Genomic DNA, 18,776 nt, shown 5'->3' with positions numbered 1-18,776 from the left:
GAAGACACTCATGGCCGCGTCGTACGGAGCACCGGGCGTCTACATCGAGGAGCAACCCAGCGGCTCCATGCCCATCGAGGGGGTGGGCACCGCGGTCGCCGCCTTCGTGGGCTTCACCGAGCGCTACGACACCGAGCAGGGCGATCCGACGGATCCCACCGGTGTCAAACCGCAGCTGGTCACCAGCTGGCCTCAGTTCGAGAGGATCTACGGCGGATTCGTGCGCGGCGCCATGCTGCCGCACGCGGTCCGCGGCTTCTTCGAGAACGGGGGCGGCAAGGCGTACATCTGCCGCATCCCCACCACCGACGGCGACGACACCTCCGGCGGCAAGCCGCGGCTGATGCTGCCGACCGCCGACAACCCCGGCACCCCGAGCCTCCAGCTCTCCGCCGTCGAGTCGGGCCGCAACCTCGAGATCGAGGTCGTCCCGCCGCCGCCGGCCCAGCCGCAGGAAGGCGGCGAGGGTGGCGACAGCGGCTCCAGCAACGGCTCCGGTGAATACACGCTGCGCGTCTACGAGGGCGGCGCGCTGCGCGAGGAGCTCGGCGGCCTGCAGTTCAGCGGCCGCAGCACCCGGACGGTGGAGAAGACGGTCAACGACCGCTCCAAGTTCGTCCGCATCGAGATGCAGCCGCTGCAGGGCGCCTCGCTCGCCGAGCGCACCCCCGCCCCCGGCCGGTACACGCTCGAGTCCCCTCCGGTCTCCAGCAAGTCGGTCACCCCGGCCGACCTGGTCGGCAGCGAGAGCGACCGTACTGGCTACCAAGGCCTCGCCATCGCGGAGAACGTCACGATGGTCGCCATCCCCGACCTGGTCACGGTGGCCACCAAGGACGACGGCAGCCTCGACGAGGAGATGTACCTCGGCGCGCAGAAGCAGCTCATCGACTTCTGCGAGGCCAGCCACAACAAGATGGCCATCCTGGACACCCCGCCCGGGCTGAACGCGACCCGTGCCCTGGAGTGGCGTGCCCGGCTGGCCCGCGACTCGGCGTTCGGCGCGCTGTACTACCCGAACGTGGTGATCAGCAACCCGCTGGCCCGGCCCGGCGCCACCAACGGCGAGCTGAGCCTGACCGTCCCCGCGGCCGGCCACGTCGCCGGCGTGTGGGCCCGCACCGACGCGGCCCGCGGCGTGTGGAAGGCCCCGGCCAACGAGGCGCTGCGCGGCATCGTCCGGCTCGAGTCCGAGATCACCAGCGGTGAGCAAGACCTGCTGAACCCCGACGGGGTCAACTGCATCCGCTCGTTCGGCAGCTACGGCACCAAGATCTGGGGCGCCCGCACGCTGGCCAAGACCGACCCGAGCTGGCGCTACATCAACGTCCGCCGGCTGTTCAACTTCGTCGAGGAATCGATCCAGCGCGGCACCCAGTGGGCCGTCTTCGAGCCGAACGACTACGACCTGTGGCAGCGGGTCAAGCGCACCATCACCTCGTTCCTGCGTGGCCTGTGGATGCAGGGGGCGCTGGTCGGTGCGACCGCCGAGCAGGCGTTCTACGTGCTGTGCGACGAGAGCAACAACCCGGCGTCCTCGGTGGACGAGGGCAAGCTCATCGTCGAGATCGGCATCGCGCCGGTGAAACCGGCCGAGTTCGTCATCTTCCGGATCAGTCAGTGGCAGGGCGGCGGAGCCGCAAGCGAGTAGTGAGGAGGGGTTCCTATGCCCGATTTGATGACTACCTTCCAGTTCGTGCTGGAGGTGGACGGCATCGAGATGGCCAGCTTCCGCAAGTGCTCGGGGGTCGAGTCGGAGACCGAGACCATCGAGTACAAGGAGGCCACCAAGGAAGGCAAGATGATCATCCGGAAGGTGCCGGGGGCGATGAAGTGGAGCGACATCACCCTGGAGCGCCGGATCGACGAGTCGACGGCCCTGTGGGAGTGGCGTAAGCAGGTCGAGGACGGCGACGTCGACAGCGCCCGCCGCAACGGCTCGATCGTCATCAAGGACTCGATGAAGGCCGAGGTCGGCCGCTGGGACTTCGACCGCGGCTGGGTCTCCAAGTGGACCGGCGCCGAGCTCGACGCCGGCAGCAACGAGATCGCCACCGAAAAGGTCGTCATCACCCACGAAGGGCTGCGCAGGTCGAAATGAGTGGGTTGCAGACCGAGTTCCCCTTCACGCTGCCGAAGGGCTACGTCGACGACGACGGCACGCTCCACAAGACCGGCGTCATGCGACTGGCCTGCGCGCGCGACGAGATCGAGCCGCTGCGCGACGGCCGCGTGAAGGAGAACGAGGCGTACGCGACCGTGATCGTGCTCGCCCGGGTGGTGACCCAGCTCGGCACCGTCGGGCGGGTCACCACCAAGACGATCGAGTCGCTGTTCGTCTCCGACTTCAGTTACCTGCAGGACCTGTACCGGATCGTCAACTTCCAGGACCCGAGCATCCTCGACACGCTGGAGCCCGGCACCCCTTTCCCGCAGGCATCGGTGGAGGTGGGTTAGGGCACTACGCGCACGACGAGCTCTGGCAGGAGATCGCCTTCCTGGCGTACCACCTGCACTGGGACTTCGACCGGCTGCTCGACCTGGAACACGGCGACCGGATCCGCCTCCTGCGGGAGGTGGGCGGTCTCAACGAACGCGCATGGCAAGGAGTGACGGGTGGCTGACGCGCACACGATCGATCCGCCGTTCGTCGGCAAGTTCGTCTTCAAGATCGGCACACTGGAGATCGGGGCCTTCACCGAGGTGAGCGGTCTCGCGGTGTCGGTCGACGTGGAGGAACTGGCCGAGGGCGGCCAGAACGCGTACACGCACAAGCTGCTCGGCCGCATGCGCTGGCCGAACATCGTGCTCAAGCGCGGCCTGACCGACTCCAACGCGCTGTTCACGTGGCTGCTGAGATTCTCCGGCGAGGGCTTCAACGACGCGAAGAACAAGGTCACCCCGGAGACCGGGTCGATCAGCGTCCTCACCCCCGCGGGCGACCCGTTCCGCACCTGGTCGCTGATCGACGTGAAACCGGTGAAGTGGAGCGGCCCGCGCCTCGCGGCGTCCTCCCGCGACCTGGCGATCGAGGAGCTGGAGGTGTGCCACAGTGGCTTCACGGTCGGGAAATGAGCGCCCGTTCCGGCGCGCCCTCCGACTCGTCACCCGCCTGCTGCCCCGGTCCCTGCGGCCGGGGCTCACCGGTTCCTCCCGCCGCGCCGTGCACCCGCCGGCCGCGGTGGGTCCCTCGGTCGGCGCCGGCGTGACGGACGGCCTGCGCGTGCGGGCGCCGTGGTCCCTCATGCGCTGGTACCAGGCCCTCCGCCCGCACCCGGCCGCCGGTGTGTCCCCGCCACCGGCCGGGTCGGAGCGTCAGCCGGCCGGCCGGGCGTCGGGAGTCGACCGGCACGGCCCGGGGCACGTCGCCGCCGGCCGCAGCCTCCTGGCCGGTGGACGGGGATCGGCCTCGGGGTTCGCGCGACCGTTGACCGTGGCCCGGGCGCCATTGACCGCTCGCGGATCGCTCATCGGCGCGCCACCCGGCGGGCCGGACGTGCATCCCGGACACGATCTGGCGATGGGTCCCGGCATCGGCGCGTTCGGCGGACCGAGACCGGCGAGCGTTACCTCGGCCGGTGCATCCCCGGCCACCGCGACCGGCGGTTCTCCGGCGAGCCGTGCGGCGGCAACGGGCGGCACCGCGGCGAGTCGTGCCGCGGCGGCCACTGGTGGGGCGCGGGCCGGCGCGTCTTCCTCAATCGGCGACCAGGCTTCACCTGCCGGCGCGCCCCTGCCCGCGGAGTTGACCGGCCGCCGTCGTGACGGCCTGCTGGGCAGGCTCGCGGCCGCCCGCGGGCGGCTCGGAAGCGCCCTGTCCGGAGGCGCCCTGTCCGGAGGCGCCCTGTCCGGGAGCGCCCTGTCCGGGAGCGGCCCGGCCGGGAGCGAGCCGGCCGGAAGTGGCGCGGCCGGGAGCGTGCCGTCCGGGCGTTCTCCGGCCGGTGGGCGCGGTGGGGATGCGGGCGAGCCCGGCCGGTCGGCGAACGGCCTCGACGACGTGATCGCGCGTGCCGCCGGAGCGGTCGGCCCCACCATCCACGGCGAGGGACTGCCGGGCATGGTCGGATTCGGCCCCGGCGGTTATGGGCAGGCGTCCCTCGGCCAGAGATTCCGTTCCCCGGATTCCTCCACCGGGCCGGTCGCTGCGATGCCCGGACGGGCTCCGGGCTCCACTTCGGACCCCGTCCGCGGGCCGGGCGTGCGCGGGCCGGGCTCTCCCTCCGCGGCCGCGACGGGTTCGATGTCGGCCAGCTCCTCCGCCGCCGGATCACGGGCCGAGGGCTTCGCGCCGGGCCGGCTCGGCGCGCGGCGCTCCACGGCTCCCGGCCACCCGGCCGGCACGTCACAACAGATCGCGACCCGCCATGGCGAGCCGCTGGTGGGGCTTCCCGCTCAGGGGCCGGTGGTCAGCGATCCGGGCGCGGCAGGGCTTCGGGTACTGGGATCCGCATCGTTGCCGCCGGGCAACGTGCCGGATCCGAGCGGGGCGGTCGTTGTCGGCCCGGCGGCCGGGCTCCAGGTCGGATCACCCACCCCGCCGCACGCGCGAAACCAGGATGCACTCAGCCCGCGCCAACGCTGGGAGACCGCGGTAGCGCAACGGCCGCTGGAAGCTCCGCGAGCGCTGCCGGTCGCGTTTCACGCCATGGCGTCGGCCATCACCGGGCGGGCGCGGCCGCCACTGTTCACGACCGGGCCGAACACCCGGCACGCGCTGGCGGCGGCCGGAGCCCTCGGCGCGACCACCGGGACCGTGGTGCACCTTCCGGCCGCGCCGACCTCCGGGCCCGCGGTCTCGGCCGTGCTGGCACACGAGCTCACGCACACGAAGAGCCCGGTGCGGCGGCCGCGGTTCCTGCTGGGCGGGATGTCGGGGCTGCTCGACGACGACGAGCGGCAGGCGCTCGCGGCCGGCAAGTCGAAGCTCGGCGAGGCGATGAACACGGGCGCGGGCATCGTCGACTCGCTGCCGGTCGGCGGAGGTGGGCTCGGCGGAGTCAGCGAGGTGGCCACCCGGGCCGCCCGGGCCGCCGTGATCGAGGCCTCCGGGAGCCCGATGGGGCAGGCCTTCTCGGGGATGCAGAGTGCGGCGGGGGACGCGTTCTCGGGGCTTCAGGGCCTGGCGAACAACGCGATGTCGAGCGTGCAGGGCGCGGCCGGAAACGCGATGTCGGCGGTGGAGAACGCCGAGGAGGGCGTCTCCGCCGCGGTGAGCGACGCGGCCGGCGGAGTGAGCAACGTCGTCGGCGGAATCACCGGCGCGGCGGCCGGAGCGGGCAAACCGCTCGATCCCGATCAGGTCGTGGAGATCGTGGAGCGGCGGCTGCTGCGGGAGATCGAACGGCGTGGCGGCCGATGGGCGGGAATCTTCTGATGGGGGCGTTCTGATGGTGGCAGTTCCGACGGCGCCGGCGAAGGCCGAGCTGCGAACCGAGAACAACGAGGTCATCCCGCTGCTGTTCAACCCGGCGGAGCTGACCATCACCAAGGCTGCCTCGTGGAACGCGGCGGAGAGCAAGGGGAACAACTCGCCGCTGCTGAAGTTCTCGGCGGGGCAGCCGGGGACGATCGCGCTGAGCATCACGCTGGACACCACCGACAAGGGGACCAGCGTCACCGACTACACCGACAAGCTGATGAAGCTGGTCAGCGTCGACCCGAAGCTGCCGGACTCGGACAAGAGCCGGAACAAGGCACGGCCGCCGTGGGTGACGTTCCACTGGGGACCGCTGCACTCGTTCAAGGCGGTGGTGGAGCGGCTGACGCTGAAGTTCACCTACTTCGCGGCCAACGGGATGCCGTTGCGGGCCAAGGCCGACCTGGCGCTCAAGCAGTACGAGGACGAGGCGGTCAAGCCGCTGCAGAACCCGACGTCGCACACGCCGTCGCTGCAGACGGTGCACCGGCTCACGTACGGGGAGACGTTGGATCGGCTTGCGGCAAAGCATTACGCGGACTCGACGCGGTGGCGGCTGATCGCCGAGGCGAACAACGTGATGGATCCGCTCGGCATCGAGCCGGGCACGCTGCTGATCATCCCCGAGCTTCCGGTGCGGCGCCGTGGCTGACGCGAACCGCCGGCTCGACGGGGTCGTGCTCACGCTGGACGGGCGGCCGCTCGAGCCGGCGGTGTACCCCCAGGTCGCGCTCGTGCGGGTGGAGGAGTCGGTGCTGCTGCCCGACTACTTCGCGATCCACTTCGACGACCCGCATTTCGAGCTGTTCGACAAGGCGCAGTGGACGATCGGGACGCGGGTCGAGATCGCGTTCCGGGCCGGCGGCGACCCGGTCGTGGTGACCTCGGGCGAGGTGACCGCGATCAGCGTGGAGCCGGGCGCGTCGGGGCGGCACGAGCTGGTCCTCACCGGCTTCGACCTGACCCACCGGCTGGCCCGGGTCGCGAAATCGCGCAGCTTCCAGCGGGTCACCGACGCCGACATCGCCTCGCGCATCGCGGGGGAGTACGGCCTCGACGCGGAGGTGGACGCGACCGGCGCGACCCACGACTACGTCCTGCAGGCGGGCGAGACCGACTACGCGTTCCTGCGCCGGCGGGCCGCCCGGATCGGGTTCGACGTGTGGGTCAGCGAGAAGAAGTTCTACTTCAAGAAGGCGCCCCGCTCGACCGCGACGCCGCCGAAACTGATCTTCGGCAAGAACCTGTCCCGGTTCAGCACCCGTTTCTCGGCCGCCGAGCGCAGCGACGAGGTGGAGATCCGCGGCTGGGACAACCTCGGCAAGGAGGCGGTCACCGGGCGCTCCGACCGCACCGACCCGGGCACCGACGCGCCGGCCGCGCAGGACATGACCGACGCGGCCAGGCGCGCGTTCGGCCGGGTGAAGCGCAACGCCGGCCAGTTCCCGGTGACCGACCAGGCCGAGGCGGACGCCCTCGCCGGGTCGCTGCTGCTGCGGGCCTCCGGCGAGGAGGTCGTGCTGCGCGGCGAGGCGACCGGCGACCCGCTGATCGGGGCCGGGGCCAAGGTGCACCTCGAGGGGGTCGGCTCCCGCCTCACCGGCGCCTACCGGGTGACCGGCGTCGAGCATTCCTACGGGGCGACGCGCCCGTACCTCACGAGATTTGTCTGTGGCGGGAAGGAACCGGCGGGCATCGCCGACCTCACCAACGGCTCCTCGGCCCCCGAGAAACGCGGCTGGAACGGGCTGGTGGTCGGGATCGTCACCAACAACGACGACCCGGAGAAGCTGGGCCGGGTGCGGGTGAAGTTCCCGACGCTGTCCCAGGACGACGAGAGCGCGTGGTCGCGGGTGGCCACCCCGGGCGGCGGCAAGCAGCGCGGGCTGCAATGGATCCCGGAGGTCGACGACGAGGTGCTGGTCGGGTTCGAGCTCGACGACACGACCCGTCCGGTGATCCTCGGCGGGCTGTGGAACCGGAAGGACACGCCGCCCGAGCCGGGAGTCCTTTCCGGCGGGGTGGTCAAACAGCGGATGCTGGTGTCGCGCAAGGACTCCCGGATGGTCTTCGACGACGACAAGCCGTTCGTGGAGGTGACGCTGGGCGGCTCGCCGTGCCTGCTGCACCTCGAGAAGCCGGAGTCGCAGCTCACCGGCGACCAGAAACTCGTCCTGTCCGCGACGAACATCGAGATCAAGGCGACGTCGAAACTGACGCTCTCCGGCAGCCAGATCGAGATCACCGCGTCCGGCCCGCTGACCACGTCCGGCAAGCCGATCAAGCTGAACTGAGACTCGTTCTCGAAGGGAGGGGCCATGCCGCAACCGGCCGCACGCCAGAACGACCCGGTCACCGGGACCGACATCCACATCCTCATGGTCCCGTCGCCCGGCGGTCCGGTGCCGACACCCACCCCGCTGCCGTACGCCGGGCAGCTCGCGATGCAGCTCTCCACCGACGTGCTGATCAACGGGCGCCCGGCGGCGACGCAGGGCAGCAAGTCGCAGCAGGTGCCGCACATCCCGCCGTTCCCGTTCCAGCGACCGCCGACCAACCAGGGCACGGTCGTGATGGGCTCGCCGACCGTGCTGGTCAACGGCAAGCCCCTGGCCCGGATGGGCGACCAGGTGGCGACCTGCAACGACCCGGTCGACGCGCCGGTCAGCGTGATCACCGCGGGCTCGCCCGACGTCATGGTGGCCTGAGCCATGGCCAGCGACGACTTCATCGGCAACGGCTGGGCCTTCCCCGCCGCGATCAACCGCAACGGCAGCGTCCGGCTGGTGACCGGCACCGAGGAGGTGGACGCGGCGATCCGGATGATCCTGTCGACGGTGCCGGGGGAGCGGGTCATGCGCCCCGAGTTCGGGTGCTCGATGTGGGAGCAGCTGTTCGCCCCGCTGACCGCCGGCACCCTGGGCCTGATCGAGCAGGCCGTCCGGGAGGCTCTCGAGCGGTGGGAGCCCCGGATCGAGCTGGAGTCCGTGGACGCGGAGGGCGAGCAGGCGACCGGAACGGTCCACATCACGGTGGCTTACCGGATCAGGTCCACCAACGACGTACGAAATCTGGTCTTTCCGTTTTATACGATTCCGACCGAGGAGCCGGTGTCATGAGCCTCCCCGCACCCGATCTCGACGATCGTCGCTTCCAGGACATCGTCGACGAGGCGAAACGGCGCATCAACCGGCTCTGCCCGGACTGGACCGACCACAACGTCTCCGACCCCGGCGTGGCGCTGATCGAGCTGTTCGCCTGGATGACCGAGATGACGCTGTACCGGCTCAACCAGGTGCCCGACCGGCTGTACATCAAGTTCCTCGAGCTGGTCGGCGTCGAGCTGTTCTCGGCCGTGCCGGCCCGCGCCGACCTGCTGTTCCGCCTGACCGCTCCCCGCGACGACGTGGTGCGCGTGCCGGCCGGCACCCAGGTCAGCACCGAGCGCCGCGACGACGAGGCGCCGATCGTCTTTCTCACCGACTCCGAGATGCTGGTCACCCCGCCCAAGTTGGTCGCCTGCCTGACCCACACCGGCGACCGGTACGCCGACCACTGGGAGGAGCTGCGCCGCGAGGCCGCGACCGTGCAGCTGTTCCCGACCCTGCAGCCGGACGAGGCCGTCTACTTCGGGCTGGAGGAGTCGGCCGCCGGCAACCTGCTGCGCCTCGACGTCACGACCGGCCCCGAGGGCGCCGGCGTCGACCCGACCCGGCCGCCCCGCGTCTGGGAGGCGTGGGACGGGCAGACCTGGAAGTCCGTGCGGATCCTCGACGACACCAGCGCCGGCTTCAACAGCACCGGTGAGGTGACGCTGCTGCTGCCCATGCGGCACGAGGCGCTGGCGATCGGCTCCCGCCGGGCGTTCTGGCTGCGCTGCCGGTTGATCGAGCCGGCCGAGGGGCAGCCCGACTACACGAACCCGCCGATCCTCGAGCAGCTGTCCGCGGTCGCCCTCGGCGGCGCGGTCTCCGCGCACCACGCCGAGCCGGCCCCGGCCGAACTGCTCGGCGCCAGCAACGGCCGGCCCGGGCAGGTGTTCCAGGTGCGCCGGGTGCCCGTGCTGCCGCGCCGGTTCGACGAGACCGTGCGGGTCGTGCTGCCCCGCCACGAGCGCACCGGCGAGCCCGAGGAGCAGGAGTGGACCGAGGTCGCCGACCTCGCCGACGCCGAGGACGACGACCAGGTCTTCACCTGGTCGGGCGCGACCGGCGAGATCCGCTTCGGGCCGCGGGTGCTCGACCGGGAGGGCCGGGTGCGCCAGCACGGCGCGATCCCGCACATCGACGCGCAGATCTACGTGACCGGGTACCGCTTCGGCGGCGGCCGGCGCGGCAACGTCCCCGCCGACCGGCTCACGATCCTGCACACGTCGATCCCGTTCGTGGCCGGCGTGACCAATCTCGACGCCTCGACCGGCGGTGTCGACGCGGAGACCGTCGAGAACGCCAAGGTGCGCGGCCCGATGCTGCTGCGCGGCGGCCGTCGCGCGGTGACCGCCGAGGATGTCGAGCGGCTCACCCTCGACGCCGCGCCGAGCGTGGCCCGGGCCCGCTGCCTGCCGCCGGTCAACCCGTCCGAGCCCGCGCGCCTGCTGGTGGTGCCCCGCGTCGACGTCGCGCCGGAGAACCTCGTACTGGATGATCTCGCTTTGTCCGAGGAGCTCGAGGAGCAGATCAAGGCCTATCTGGAGCCCCGGCGCCTGCTGACCATGCGCCTGCGCATCGACGCCCCGCGTTACCAGGGGGTCAAGGTGGTCGCGGAGGTCCGAGCCGCGCCGGGCGTCCGCACCGAGACCGTACGGGAGAGGGCCGAGCGCGCGCTCTACGAATACCTGAACCCGCTGACCGGCGGCCCCAGCGGACAGGGCTGGCCGTTCGACACCGACCTGCGGCTCGGCGACGTCTACGGCGTGCTGCACGGCTCGTTCGGCGTCCAGGGCGTCGAGGCGGTCCACTTCTTCTCGGCCGACCTGCGCCGCAAGCGCACCCTCGACCAGGTCGAGCAGCGGCTGCGCCTGCTGCCCGAGGCCCTGTTCATGTCGTACGAGCACCGGGTGGTGGTGCAGCAATGACCGGGCGCCCCGGCTGGCTGATCGGGCAACTGCCCCGGGTGATGGGCGACGACCCGGTGCTGCGCGACTTCGTCAATGCTTTCGAGCAGGTGCACGACACCGTACGCGAGCGAATTGATGCTATTGAATATCAGGTGGACACCGGCCTGGCGAGCCCCGAGATGCTGGCGTTCCTCGGCTCGTGGCTCGGCGTCATGCTCGAGCCCACCGACCCCGCCGAGTACCGCCGCACGCTCGTCCGCGAGGTCGGCAAGCTGCTCGGCTGGCGCGGCACCCGCTTCGGCGTGGAGGCGTTGCTGCAGGCCGCCACGGGGGCGAGGGTCACGGTCATCGACGCCGGTGGTGTCTACGGCAGCACCGACCAGGTCCCCGCGCCCGACTCGGTGGTGGTCGTCCAGATGGACCACACCGGGCACCTGACCGAGAAACAGGTCATGGCGTTCCTGCAGAGCGAGCTCCCGCTCGGCGCCAAGGTCCAGCTGGATGTCCGCTTCCAGCCCCAGCCCGCCCGCGGCCGGGCCCGCCCACCCGCCGCCGCCGGAAATGGAGACGGAGATGCCTGAGGTCTACGGCCAGGTCCGGCAGATGCCCTGCCCGGACTGCGGCAACCCGGTGCACCCCGACCGCGAACAGCTGTGCCCCAACTGCGGTTACCCCCTGATGTTCCTGCGCAAGGGCGGCGGCGACGGCGACGCGGCGGCCCAGTCCATCCCGCGCAGTCCGCGCCCCGGCGACGACGCCACCAACCTGCGCGTGGTCCCGCAACCGGTGCCGCAGCCCCGGACCGACACGCCCCGGTTCACGCCCGGCAGTTACGGCGGCCCCCCGCGAGGCCAGGTGCAATGCCGCAACTGCGGCTACCCCAACGACCAGGCCCGCGTACGGTGCGAGCGCTGCGGCTTCGAGCTGAGGCAGGCGCGTCCGCAGGCCCGTCAGCTGGGCCCGGTGGCCTACCAGCAACAGGCTCCGGCCCGCCGGAGCTGGGGCTGGCTGATCATCGTCCTGCTGATCCTGGCCGTCCTGGCCCTGCTGTTGCTGGGCGGAACCCTGTTGTGGCTCTGGCTGACCTGACGTTCTTCCAGGCTCACCCGGTGATCCGCAAGCGTGTGCTGGTCTCCGGCGTGGTCCAGGGCGTCTTCTTCCGCGACACGTGCCGCCGGGTGGCCGGCCGGCAGGGCGTCGCCGGCTGGGTGCGCAACCTCCCGGACGGCCGCGTCGAGGCCGTCTTCGAGGGCCCGCCGGAGGGCGTCGCCCACCTGGTCGCCTGGGCCCACCGCGGTCCGGCCGAGGCCGAGGTCACCGCCGTCGACACGGTCGAGGAGCGGGCCGAGGGCCTGCGCGGCTTCGAGATCCGCTAGTCGTGCCCCTCGATCAGCAATAGCGATTTGCCCACCGTTGTGCGTGCCGCGAGGGCGCGATGGGCGTCGGCGGCGCGCTCGAGCGGGTAGGTGGCGCTGATCGCCGGCCGCAGCCGTCGCTGCGCGGCCCGGTCCAGCGCTCCGACCAGCAGTTCGCGTACGGTCTTGCGATCCGGCGGGCCGTCCAGCAGCGGAGCGATCACCCGTACGCCGCGGCGCGCGGCCGACTCGGGGTCCGGAGCGGCGAAGCCATCGGAGGTGCCGTAGGTGACGAACCGGCCGTTGCCGGCCACCGCCTCCAGGGCGGCCGTGCCGAGCGGGCCACCGGCGCCGTCGTAGACGAGGGCGGCGCCGCCACCGGTCGCTTCGCGGACGCGGTCGATCCAGTCCGGTCGCGTGTAGTCGACGGCAATCTGAGCACCCCGCTCGCGGGCCAGCGCCAGTTTGACCTCGCTGGACGCGGCGGCCACCACCCGGGCCCCCGCGTCGACGGCCAGCTCCACCAGCAGTGACCCGGCTCCGCCGGCCGCCGCCGAGACCAGGACCCATTCGCCCTTCTCCGGCGCGCCCAGTCGGTCCAGGCGGAGAGCCGTCACGCCGTCGTGCACCAGCGCGGCCGCCTTCTCGATCGCGAGCCCGTCCGGCACCGGCACGATCGCCTCGACGTCCGCGACCACCTGCTCGGCATAGCCACCGTCGGCCTGGACGACCACCCGCCGGCCGATCCAGGCCGGGTCCACACCCGCGCCGGCCCGCACCACGGCACCCGCACCGCCACCACCCGGCACGTACGGCAAGGTCTTCGGGAAATAGTTCTGGCCCCAGCCGCTGCGCAGCAGGGTGTCGAGGAAGATGACGTCGGCCGCGGCCATGCCCACGACGACCTGGCCGGGCCCGGGCACCGGGTCGGGCAGGTCCACCGGCGTCAACACCTCCGGACCGCCGAAACCGGCCACTTGGACAGCGCGCATGTGTCTGACTCCTTCGCGTCCCGGCCAGCGTCCAAGCTGAAGCTTGGTTGAGGTCAACGTCCGGCCGGGGTGAGCCACGTCACCACCGTCGAGTGATAGCCGGATCGCGGCTCACGGGTGACGCTGCTACTCCGGACGACGGCTGTTACGGCGTCCTGATCGACTTGGGCAACGCCGGTCGTTACTCGGCAACGGTCGGCGGGGTCCGGCGAGTCGCGCCGGGCGTCCAGCCCGTGCTCGACCCCCAGGCCGACGCGGCGACGACGGAGACGGCCAGCAATGCGACGCTACCCACGATGTCGAGAACGTAGTGGTTCGCCGTGGCGAGGACGTCTGCCGCCATCAGCAGCGGGAACAGCCACGCCAACAGCGCCAGGCGTGGATGTGTGCCGCGGAGCGCGGACCACGCGGCGATCGCGCACCACAGCGCCCAGCCGACGTGCAGGCTGGGCATGGCCGTGTAGTGGCTGGGACTCGTCCAGCTCTGCCGGGAAGCTTGGTCCAGGATGTCGTACCTGGCCACCACGTCGACGGCGCCCGGCAGGGCAGAACGCGGTGGCGACATCGGTGCCGCCCAGTAGACCGGCAGGACGAGGGCCGTCATCGCGACCATTGTCCGGCGAACCTTGCGGTAGACGTCGGCGTGCCGGAGGAACACCCACAGCAGCACGCCGGCGACCACCACGTAGTAGAGCCGGTACAGGTACACGGCCAGATGGCCGAGGATCGGATTCCCGGCCAGCCAATCGTTCACACTCCACTCGATGTCGATGTGCATCGCGCGTTCGATGGACTGGAGGGTCAGCGCATTGGCGTCGGCGGCCGCGAGGTCCTTGCCCACAGCGGAGTCGAGACGGGTGAAGAGCAGTAACCAGAGCAGGAGAAAGATCAGCTCGTTGAGCACACCGGGTCGCGTGCCGGCCTCGGCCATCGACCAACGACGTCGATGTCTGCTGTCCGGCGACGGACTCACGCGGTCACCATAGCCGACCACGGCAGAAGGCAGTCCCGGCGTACGTGGTTGGCTTGTCCGGTGAATCTTTTGCTGACGTCGAGCGGTCTGCGCAACGACACCTTGCGGGCTGCTCTGCGGAACATGCTGGGAAAGCCGTTCGAATCGGCGAACATCGTGTTCGTGCCGACGGCGTCCGTCGCCGAACCCGGAGACCACGGATGGTTCGTCGAGGACATGGTCCGGCTGCACGGCCTCGGCTGGCGGGAGTTCGACGTCCTGGAGCTGAACGGCCTGCCCGGGCCGATGGTGCTCGACCGGCTGCTTCACGCCGACGTGGTCTACGCCGAGGGCGGCAACCACTATCACCTCGCCCGCAGCATCACCGGCAACAACCTGGCCGACGGCTTCCGGGAGGCGCTGGAGAGCCGGGTCTACGTGGGGGTCAGCGCCGGGTCGATGATCTTCAGCCGAAACCTCACCGAACACTCCGCCGACGTGATCGGGGACGCCGCCGATCTGCACGTGCTCGGTGCGACGACCGTGGAGCCGCCGTTCGGGCTCTTCGACTGGTATCTGAAGCCACACCTGTACTCGCCCGATTTCCCGGAGCGCGACGACGCCTGGGCCGATCGCATCGTCGCGCGGGCGGACTTCCCGATCTACTTCATCGACGATCAGACGGCTGTCCGCGTACGCGGCAACGAGGTGGACGTCGTTTCCGAAGGCCGGTGGCGGTTTCACCTGTGACTCACCGCGGACCGGCTACGCCGGGCAACGCACGGAGGCCAGAGCCGGGCGTACCCGGCGATGGTCCTCCGCGGACGGCGGGATGTCGAGCTTGGTGAAGATGGCGGGTCGCGGCCGCGGGCCAGCATCTGCCGGACCACGTCGGGTCGATGACCGTGCCACCGGCGGCGGCGCGCAGTCCCTCGTCGGTGTGCGTGGGGGCATGCGTATGCCGGTGACGACCACGTCCGGGCGGTGTTCGGCGACCGCGGGGCTGGCGAGCGTCAGTGTGCCGTCCTGGGCGGCGATTCGGTCGGCCAGTCCGGTGAACGACCGGCCAGCTCGGCGGTGGCCTCGGCCAGCCCGTGGTCGGTGAGGACCTGCGGGTGAATACCTCGGACGAGCCGGTGCAGGTCGGCCTGCGCCGCATTGGCCTCACCCGCCGCCCGGTCGACCAGCGCCCGTGCCGCCGGTGGTCCACCGTCCAGCCCCAGCGCCGCCAGGCCGAGCACCATCGTGAGCCGGACCAGCCGCTGCTGTGCGCCGTCGTACAGATCGCGCTCGATGCGCCGGCGTTCCACCTCGAGCGCGTCGACGAGCCGGGCCCGGGAACGGATCACGTCGTGGGCCGTGCGCTCGGCGTCGCCGCCGACCAGGAGACGGGCCAGCGCGCCGTGGCCGATCGCGACGGCGGTCACCACGTACAGGCTCATGGCGAGGAGCAGGCACAGTCCGGGGCTGCCGAGCCAGCGCCAACCGTCGGCGCCGTGCACAGGCGGATCAACCAGGATCAGGTAGCCGAGACCGGCGACAGCAGGCTCTGCCCCTGGCCGGAGCCACACCACGGCAGGCGGTCGAGACCGTGACGTGGGAGGGCGGCTACGTGTGCGCCACCGGGATCGGACTCGGGCTTGCCGTCACGGCGGTCACGCTGGTCGCGACCACCACCGCACAACGCGTTGTGGCGCCGCATGCGCAGCCCGCCCTGCCGTTCGGGACGATCGCCGCGGTCGCCGCCGGGTGCTTCGCGCTCGTCCTGGCGACCAGCCTCCTCACCGGAGCCGCCGCCTGAGTAGCCGACCGACGTCCGACTACTCATCCGCATGCGAGTACGAGGACTCAGGCGCTCGGGCCGCCGGAGACGCGAGGCTGAGTTCCCGATCGTTGAAGAGGGGAACCTGTCGTGACGTTCGTGCGGCAATGGGTGCTTCGGATCAGCAGTTTCGGATTGACCTGGTTGTACGCCATCTACCGCATCCACCCGGCGGTGTGGCGCCTGATGGCCCGCAACTACCGGCCGTGGATGGCTCGGTTCGCCCGCCTGCACGCGTGGATGACGTGCCAGTTCGCCGCGATCGACGTGCCCGCCTACGGCGACTTCCTGCGCCGTAACGGCTGGCAGTTCCGCTGGTTCGACCTGACCTCCTACCCGCCCACCGGCAAGCAGTCGTACGTGAAGGCGTACTCGCAGGAGCAGCGCTGCCGGCACGGCCGGTTCGAGATCGCCGGCAGTGTCGTCGACGAGTCGTCGGGGTCGTCCGGCCGGCCCTACAACTGGGTCCGCAGCCGCCGGGAACTGCGTACGGTGCACAAGAATCTCGCCGGCTACACGACGCTGGTGTTTCCCTCGAAGCGGCGGTTCGTGATCAACGCCTATTCGATGGGCGCCTGGGCGACCGGCACCAACACCGGCATCGCCATGGCTCGCGTCGCGATGGTGAAGAACACCGGCCCCGACCTCGACAAGATCATCGACACCCTGCGTCATTTCGGGCCCGGCTTCGACTACGTCATCACCGCGTACCCACCGTTCCTGAAGCATCTGCTGGACAGGATGGACACGGTCGGCTTCGACTGGGCGCCGTACCGGCTGTCGGCGCTCGTCGGCGGCGAGGGGATGACCGAGGCGCTGCGGGACTACCTGGAGCAGCGGTTCACCAAGGTCCGTTCCGGCTACGGCGCCAGTGATCTGACCATCGGCATGGGCGGTGAGACCGACCTGACCGTCTGGCTGCGCCGCCGCCTGCGCACCGATCACCGGCTGCGGGCCGCGCTGCTCGGGCCCGGCGAGCAGCGGCTGCCGATGGTCTTTCAGTACAACCCCCTCGAGACGTACCTGGAGACGACCGCCGACAACGAGATCCTGTGCACCATCAACACCACGGCGGTGCTCAACCCCAAGGTGCGCTACAACATCGGCGACGAGGGCAGGCTGATGTCGTACGACGAAATGGCCGCGATTGTCGGGGCCGGCGCGCTGCCGCGGGGCCGTGGCGACCGGATGCGACTACCCCTCCTTTTCCTGTACGGGCGCAAGGACAGCACGATCTCGTACATGGGCGCCAACATCTACCCGCAGGACGTCGAGAACGGCCTGTATCAAGGCAACCCGTTCGCGCACCAGATCGAGAGCTTCTGCCTGACCCTCGAGGAGCACACCGACCTGGAAAGCCGCCCGGCCGTGCACGTCCAGCTGCGCGCGGGCGTCGAGCCGACCGACGCCCTCGCCGACATCTGCCGCCGCGGAGTGGTGCGCTACCTCGCCGAGGTGAGCCGCGACTTCGCCGAGTCCCTCGCGGAGGACCCGAGCGCCGCCGACCTGCGCATCCGCGTCCACGAGCACGGGACCGGCCCGTTCGCCGGTGGCAGCAGCAAAATCAAAAACGTCTACCTGGCGAGGAGCGTCGCGGCATGAGGACCACCGACTTCTCCAAGGTGCCGCCGGTGGGACAGGCGACCGCGATGTTCGTCGGCGCCACCCGGTACCGGGGCCTGCGCTCCATCGTCACCCTCACCTTCACCTGGTTCCGCATGGTGCGGCAGATGCGGCGGCTGCCCGGCTACTGCTGGCACACCGTCTACTGGCAGTGGCCGTTCACGCTCGGCACGATCGCGTTCTTCCGCGACCGGGACGCGCTGCTGAAGTTCGCCCGCACCAAACACCACCGCGACCTCATGTGCTGGATCACCGACCACGGCACCCGCAACGCCACCGGTGGCTACATCCGGCTCTACAACGCCGAGGAGAGCGGGTACACCAACGGCGTCTGGCGGGCCGAGGGCGCCGGCATGGCCCACATCGAGACCTACACGCCGCTGTCGGGCGAGGCCGCCGGCCCGAGCGTGCATCGGCGGACCAGGCCATGACCGTACGCGTCTCCGCCGTGACCGACCGGGCCGCGCTGCGCGACTTCTGCGACCTGCCGCTGCGTCTGCATCCCGCGGACCGGTACGTGCCCCTCGCCGACTCGGTCATCGCCGGGTGGTGGCGCCGCGACCAGGTCGAGCTGTTCCTGGCCCGCGACGCGGCGGGCATCGCCGTCGGCCGTACGATCCTGCACCGCAACGCCAGGTTCGACGCCAAGCTCGGCCGCCGGCATCAGTTGTTCGGTCTCACCGAATTCCGCGATGACGAGACCGCCGCCGCCCTGTTCGAGCTCGCCGAGAACCGCGGGCGCGACACCGAGGCGCTGTTCGGCCCGGTCGGACTGCTTCCCAACCAGACCGGCGGCGTCATCACCTCCGGCTTCGGCGAACGCGGTTTCCTCGACTCGGCCTGGAATCCCGCCCACTATCCCGGCGCGTACGAGCGGAATGGTTTTGTTCGCCGTTTCGAGGCCGACACGTGGCGCTGCGACCTGCCCGACGCCGATCCCGACGCGCTGTTCTCGTTCGACGACTCGCGCCTGGCCGCCGAGGGCCTCGTTCTGCGCCACGGCTCGCGACGCCGGTTCGCCTCGCAGCTGCCGATCCTGCGGGCGATGCTCAACGCCTCGTTCGCGCAGCTGGGGTACTACACCGAGATCGACGCCGACGAACTCGCCGCGCAGACCGACGGCCTGGCGTACCTGCTCGACGAGGCGCTGCTGCTGTGGCTGGAGAAGGACGGCGCGCCGGTCGCGTTCGTCGTCACCGTGCCCGACGTGTCGGAGTTCTTCATGCGGGTCGGCGGCCGGCTCGGCGTGCTCAACCAGCTGCGGCTGCTCGCCACCCGCGGCCGCTACCGCCGCGACGCCGTGCTCATCATCAAGGGCACCGTCCCCGGCGAACAGGGTCGCGGCTACCTGACCCTGCTGTCCCGGGAACTGCACCGCAACCTCCGCGCCGGCGGGTACCGCACCCTGCGCAGCACGTTCGTGGAACGCGACAACCCGGCGTCGGCGTCGCAGTACCGGCGGATGGGCGGCCACCCGCTGCACGGCTACACCTTCTACGAGCGGGCCGTCGCATGACCTGGGTTGCGTCTTTCCGGTCGCACGAGGACGCCTGCCGCCGA

At 71.0% G+C, this 18,776-nt stretch carries 22 protein-coding genes; 19 read left to right on the top strand and 3 right to left on the bottom strand.

All coding sequences use genetic code 11. From position 1 onward, the window contains the following. Positions 1–10: 10 nt before the first annotated feature. The 14 genes from A3CQ_RS0139220 to A3CQ_RS0139155 are packed head-to-tail and all read left to right on the top strand — an operon-like array spanning position 11 to position 11,848. Complete coding sequence (locus A3CQ_RS0139220; RefSeq protein WP_020516445.1) at positions 11–1,651, top strand: phage tail sheath family protein; 1,641 nt, start codon at positions 11–13, stop codon at positions 1,649–1,651. A gap of 27 nt (positions 1,652–1,678) precedes the next feature. Continuing rightward, positions 1,679–2,101 (top strand): phage tail protein, encoded by a 423-nt coding sequence (locus tag A3CQ_RS0139215; RefSeq protein ID WP_020516444.1) that lies wholly within the window; start codon positions 1,679–1,681, stop codon positions 2,099–2,101. Further along, positions 2,098–2,457: a hypothetical protein gene (locus A3CQ_RS0139210; RefSeq protein ID WP_026206702.1), complete on the top strand. Its 360-nt coding sequence runs from the start codon at positions 2,098–2,100 to the stop codon at positions 2,455–2,457. Before A3CQ_RS0139215 ends, A3CQ_RS0139210 begins: the two co-directional genes overlap by 4 nt. Beyond that, positions 2,439–2,624: a DUF6760 family protein gene (locus A3CQ_RS64130; protein WP_084699424.1), complete on the top strand. Its 186-nt coding sequence runs from the start codon at positions 2,439–2,441 to the stop codon at positions 2,622–2,624. The genes A3CQ_RS0139210 and A3CQ_RS64130 overlap by 19 nt, the downstream gene beginning before the upstream one ends. Next, positions 2,617–3,075, top strand: a complete 459-nt coding sequence (locus A3CQ_RS0139200; RefSeq protein WP_020516441.1) for a phage tail protein — start codon at positions 2,617–2,619, stop codon at positions 3,073–3,075. The genes A3CQ_RS64130 and A3CQ_RS0139200 overlap by 8 nt, the downstream gene beginning before the upstream one ends. Next, positions 3,053–5,374 carry a thioesterase domain-containing protein gene (locus A3CQ_RS61355; RefSeq protein WP_157296872.1) on the top strand — a complete coding sequence of 774 codons (2,322 nt, stop codon included), beginning with the start codon at positions 3,053–3,055 and terminating at the stop codon, positions 5,372–5,374. Before A3CQ_RS0139200 ends, A3CQ_RS61355 begins: the two co-directional genes overlap by 23 nt. 13 nt (positions 5,375–5,387) lie before the next feature. Then, entirely contained in the window at positions 5,388–6,068 is a 681-nt protein-coding gene (locus tag A3CQ_RS0139190) for a CIS tube protein (protein ID WP_020516440.1), read from the top strand. Then, positions 6,061–7,710, top strand: coding sequence for a VgrG-related protein (locus tag A3CQ_RS0139185; protein ID WP_020516439.1), 1,650 nt, complete (start codon positions 6,061–6,063; stop codon positions 7,708–7,710). Before A3CQ_RS0139190 ends, A3CQ_RS0139185 begins: the two co-directional genes overlap by 8 nt. A 24-nt stretch (positions 7,711–7,734) precedes the next feature. Next, positions 7,735–8,124, top strand: a complete 390-nt coding sequence (locus A3CQ_RS0139180) for a PAAR domain-containing protein (protein ID WP_020516438.1) — start codon at positions 7,735–7,737, stop codon at positions 8,122–8,124. Between the two features lie 3 nt (positions 8,125–8,127). Continuing rightward, entirely contained in the window at positions 8,128–8,535 is a 408-nt protein-coding gene (locus A3CQ_RS0139175; protein ID WP_020516437.1) for a GPW/gp25 family protein, read from the top strand. After that, positions 8,532–10,490, top strand: a complete 1,959-nt coding sequence (locus A3CQ_RS0139170) for a putative baseplate assembly protein (RefSeq protein WP_020516436.1) — start codon at positions 8,532–8,534, stop codon at positions 10,488–10,490. Before A3CQ_RS0139175 ends, A3CQ_RS0139170 begins: the two co-directional genes overlap by 4 nt. Then, on the top strand, positions 10,487–11,053 hold the full coding sequence (locus A3CQ_RS0139165; RefSeq protein ID WP_020516435.1) for a phage tail protein: 567 nt from the start codon (positions 10,487–10,489) through the stop codon (positions 11,051–11,053). Before A3CQ_RS0139170 ends, A3CQ_RS0139165 begins: the two co-directional genes overlap by 4 nt. Then, on the top strand, positions 11,046–11,561 hold the full coding sequence (locus A3CQ_RS0139160; RefSeq protein ID WP_020516434.1) for a zinc-ribbon domain-containing protein: 516 nt from the start codon (positions 11,046–11,048) through the stop codon (positions 11,559–11,561). Before A3CQ_RS0139165 ends, A3CQ_RS0139160 begins: the two co-directional genes overlap by 8 nt. A gap of 20 nt (positions 11,562–11,581) precedes the next feature. After that, on the top strand, positions 11,582–11,848 hold the full coding sequence (locus tag A3CQ_RS0139155) for an acylphosphatase (protein WP_026206700.1): 267 nt from the start codon (positions 11,582–11,584) through the stop codon (positions 11,846–11,848). Here the strand turns inward: A3CQ_RS0139155 and A3CQ_RS0139150 are convergent. Together A3CQ_RS0139150 and A3CQ_RS0139145 are read right to left on the bottom strand one after the other, a co-directional pair. Then, complete coding sequence (locus tag A3CQ_RS0139150) at positions 11,845–12,819, bottom strand: zinc-binding dehydrogenase (RefSeq protein ID WP_026206699.1); 975 nt, start codon at positions 12,817–12,819, stop codon at positions 11,845–11,847. The two genes, A3CQ_RS0139155 and A3CQ_RS0139150, sit on opposite strands and share 4 nt — an antisense overlap. A 181-nt stretch (positions 12,820–13,000) precedes the next feature. Then, the gene (locus A3CQ_RS0139145; RefSeq protein ID WP_211216768.1) at positions 13,001–13,792 is read right to left on the bottom strand and encodes a phosphatase PAP2 family protein; all 792 of its coding nucleotides are present in this window, start codon (positions 13,790–13,792) and stop codon (positions 13,001–13,003) included. A 60-nt stretch (positions 13,793–13,852) separates the two neighbouring features. On the opposite strand from A3CQ_RS0139145, the gene A3CQ_RS0139140 reads away from it, so the two are divergent. Continuing rightward, positions 13,853–14,521 carry a Type 1 glutamine amidotransferase-like domain-containing protein gene (locus tag A3CQ_RS0139140; protein ID WP_026206698.1) on the top strand — a complete coding sequence of 223 codons (669 nt, stop codon included), beginning with the start codon at positions 13,853–13,855 and terminating at the stop codon, positions 14,519–14,521. Positions 14,522–14,784: 263 nt separating this feature from the next. On the opposite strand, the gene A3CQ_RS55640 is transcribed toward A3CQ_RS0139140, so the two are convergent. Further along, positions 14,785–15,273: a histidine kinase gene (locus A3CQ_RS55640; protein ID WP_020516429.1), complete on the bottom strand. Its 489-nt coding sequence runs from the start codon at positions 15,271–15,273 to the stop codon at positions 14,785–14,787. Positions 15,274–15,362: 89 nt separating this feature from the next. Here A3CQ_RS55640 and A3CQ_RS0139130 point away from each other — a divergent pair, with 89 nt between their 5' ends. From A3CQ_RS0139130 to A3CQ_RS0139115, 4 genes are all read left to right on the top strand, one after another. Beyond that, on the top strand, positions 15,363–15,572 hold the full coding sequence (locus A3CQ_RS0139130; protein ID WP_020516428.1) for a hypothetical protein: 210 nt from the start codon (positions 15,363–15,365) through the stop codon (positions 15,570–15,572). A 111-nt stretch (positions 15,573–15,683) separates the two neighbouring features. Further along, positions 15,684–17,195: a phenylacetate--CoA ligase family protein gene (locus tag A3CQ_RS0139125; RefSeq protein ID WP_020516427.1), complete on the top strand. Its 1,512-nt coding sequence runs from the start codon at positions 15,684–15,686 to the stop codon at positions 17,193–17,195. Next, a complete protein-coding gene (locus tag A3CQ_RS0139120) occupies positions 17,192–17,647 on the top strand; it encodes a DUF4188 domain-containing protein (RefSeq protein ID WP_020516426.1) in 456 nt (151 codons plus the stop codon). Before A3CQ_RS0139125 ends, A3CQ_RS0139120 begins: the two co-directional genes overlap by 4 nt. Continuing rightward, a complete protein-coding gene (locus tag A3CQ_RS0139115; protein ID WP_020516425.1) occupies positions 17,644–18,732 on the top strand; it encodes a GNAT family N-acetyltransferase in 1,089 nt (362 codons plus the stop codon). Before A3CQ_RS0139120 ends, A3CQ_RS0139115 begins: the two co-directional genes overlap by 4 nt. Positions 18,733–18,776 lie beyond the last annotated feature (44 nt).

The organism is Paractinoplanes globisporus DSM 43857, assembly GCF_000379645.1.
Classification (GTDB): Bacteria; Actinomycetota; Actinomycetes; order Mycobacteriales; family Micromonosporaceae; genus Actinoplanes; species Actinoplanes globisporus.
The sequence above is the reverse complement of the archived record's forward strand: the minus strand, read 5'-3'. Positions and strand labels throughout refer to the sequence as shown.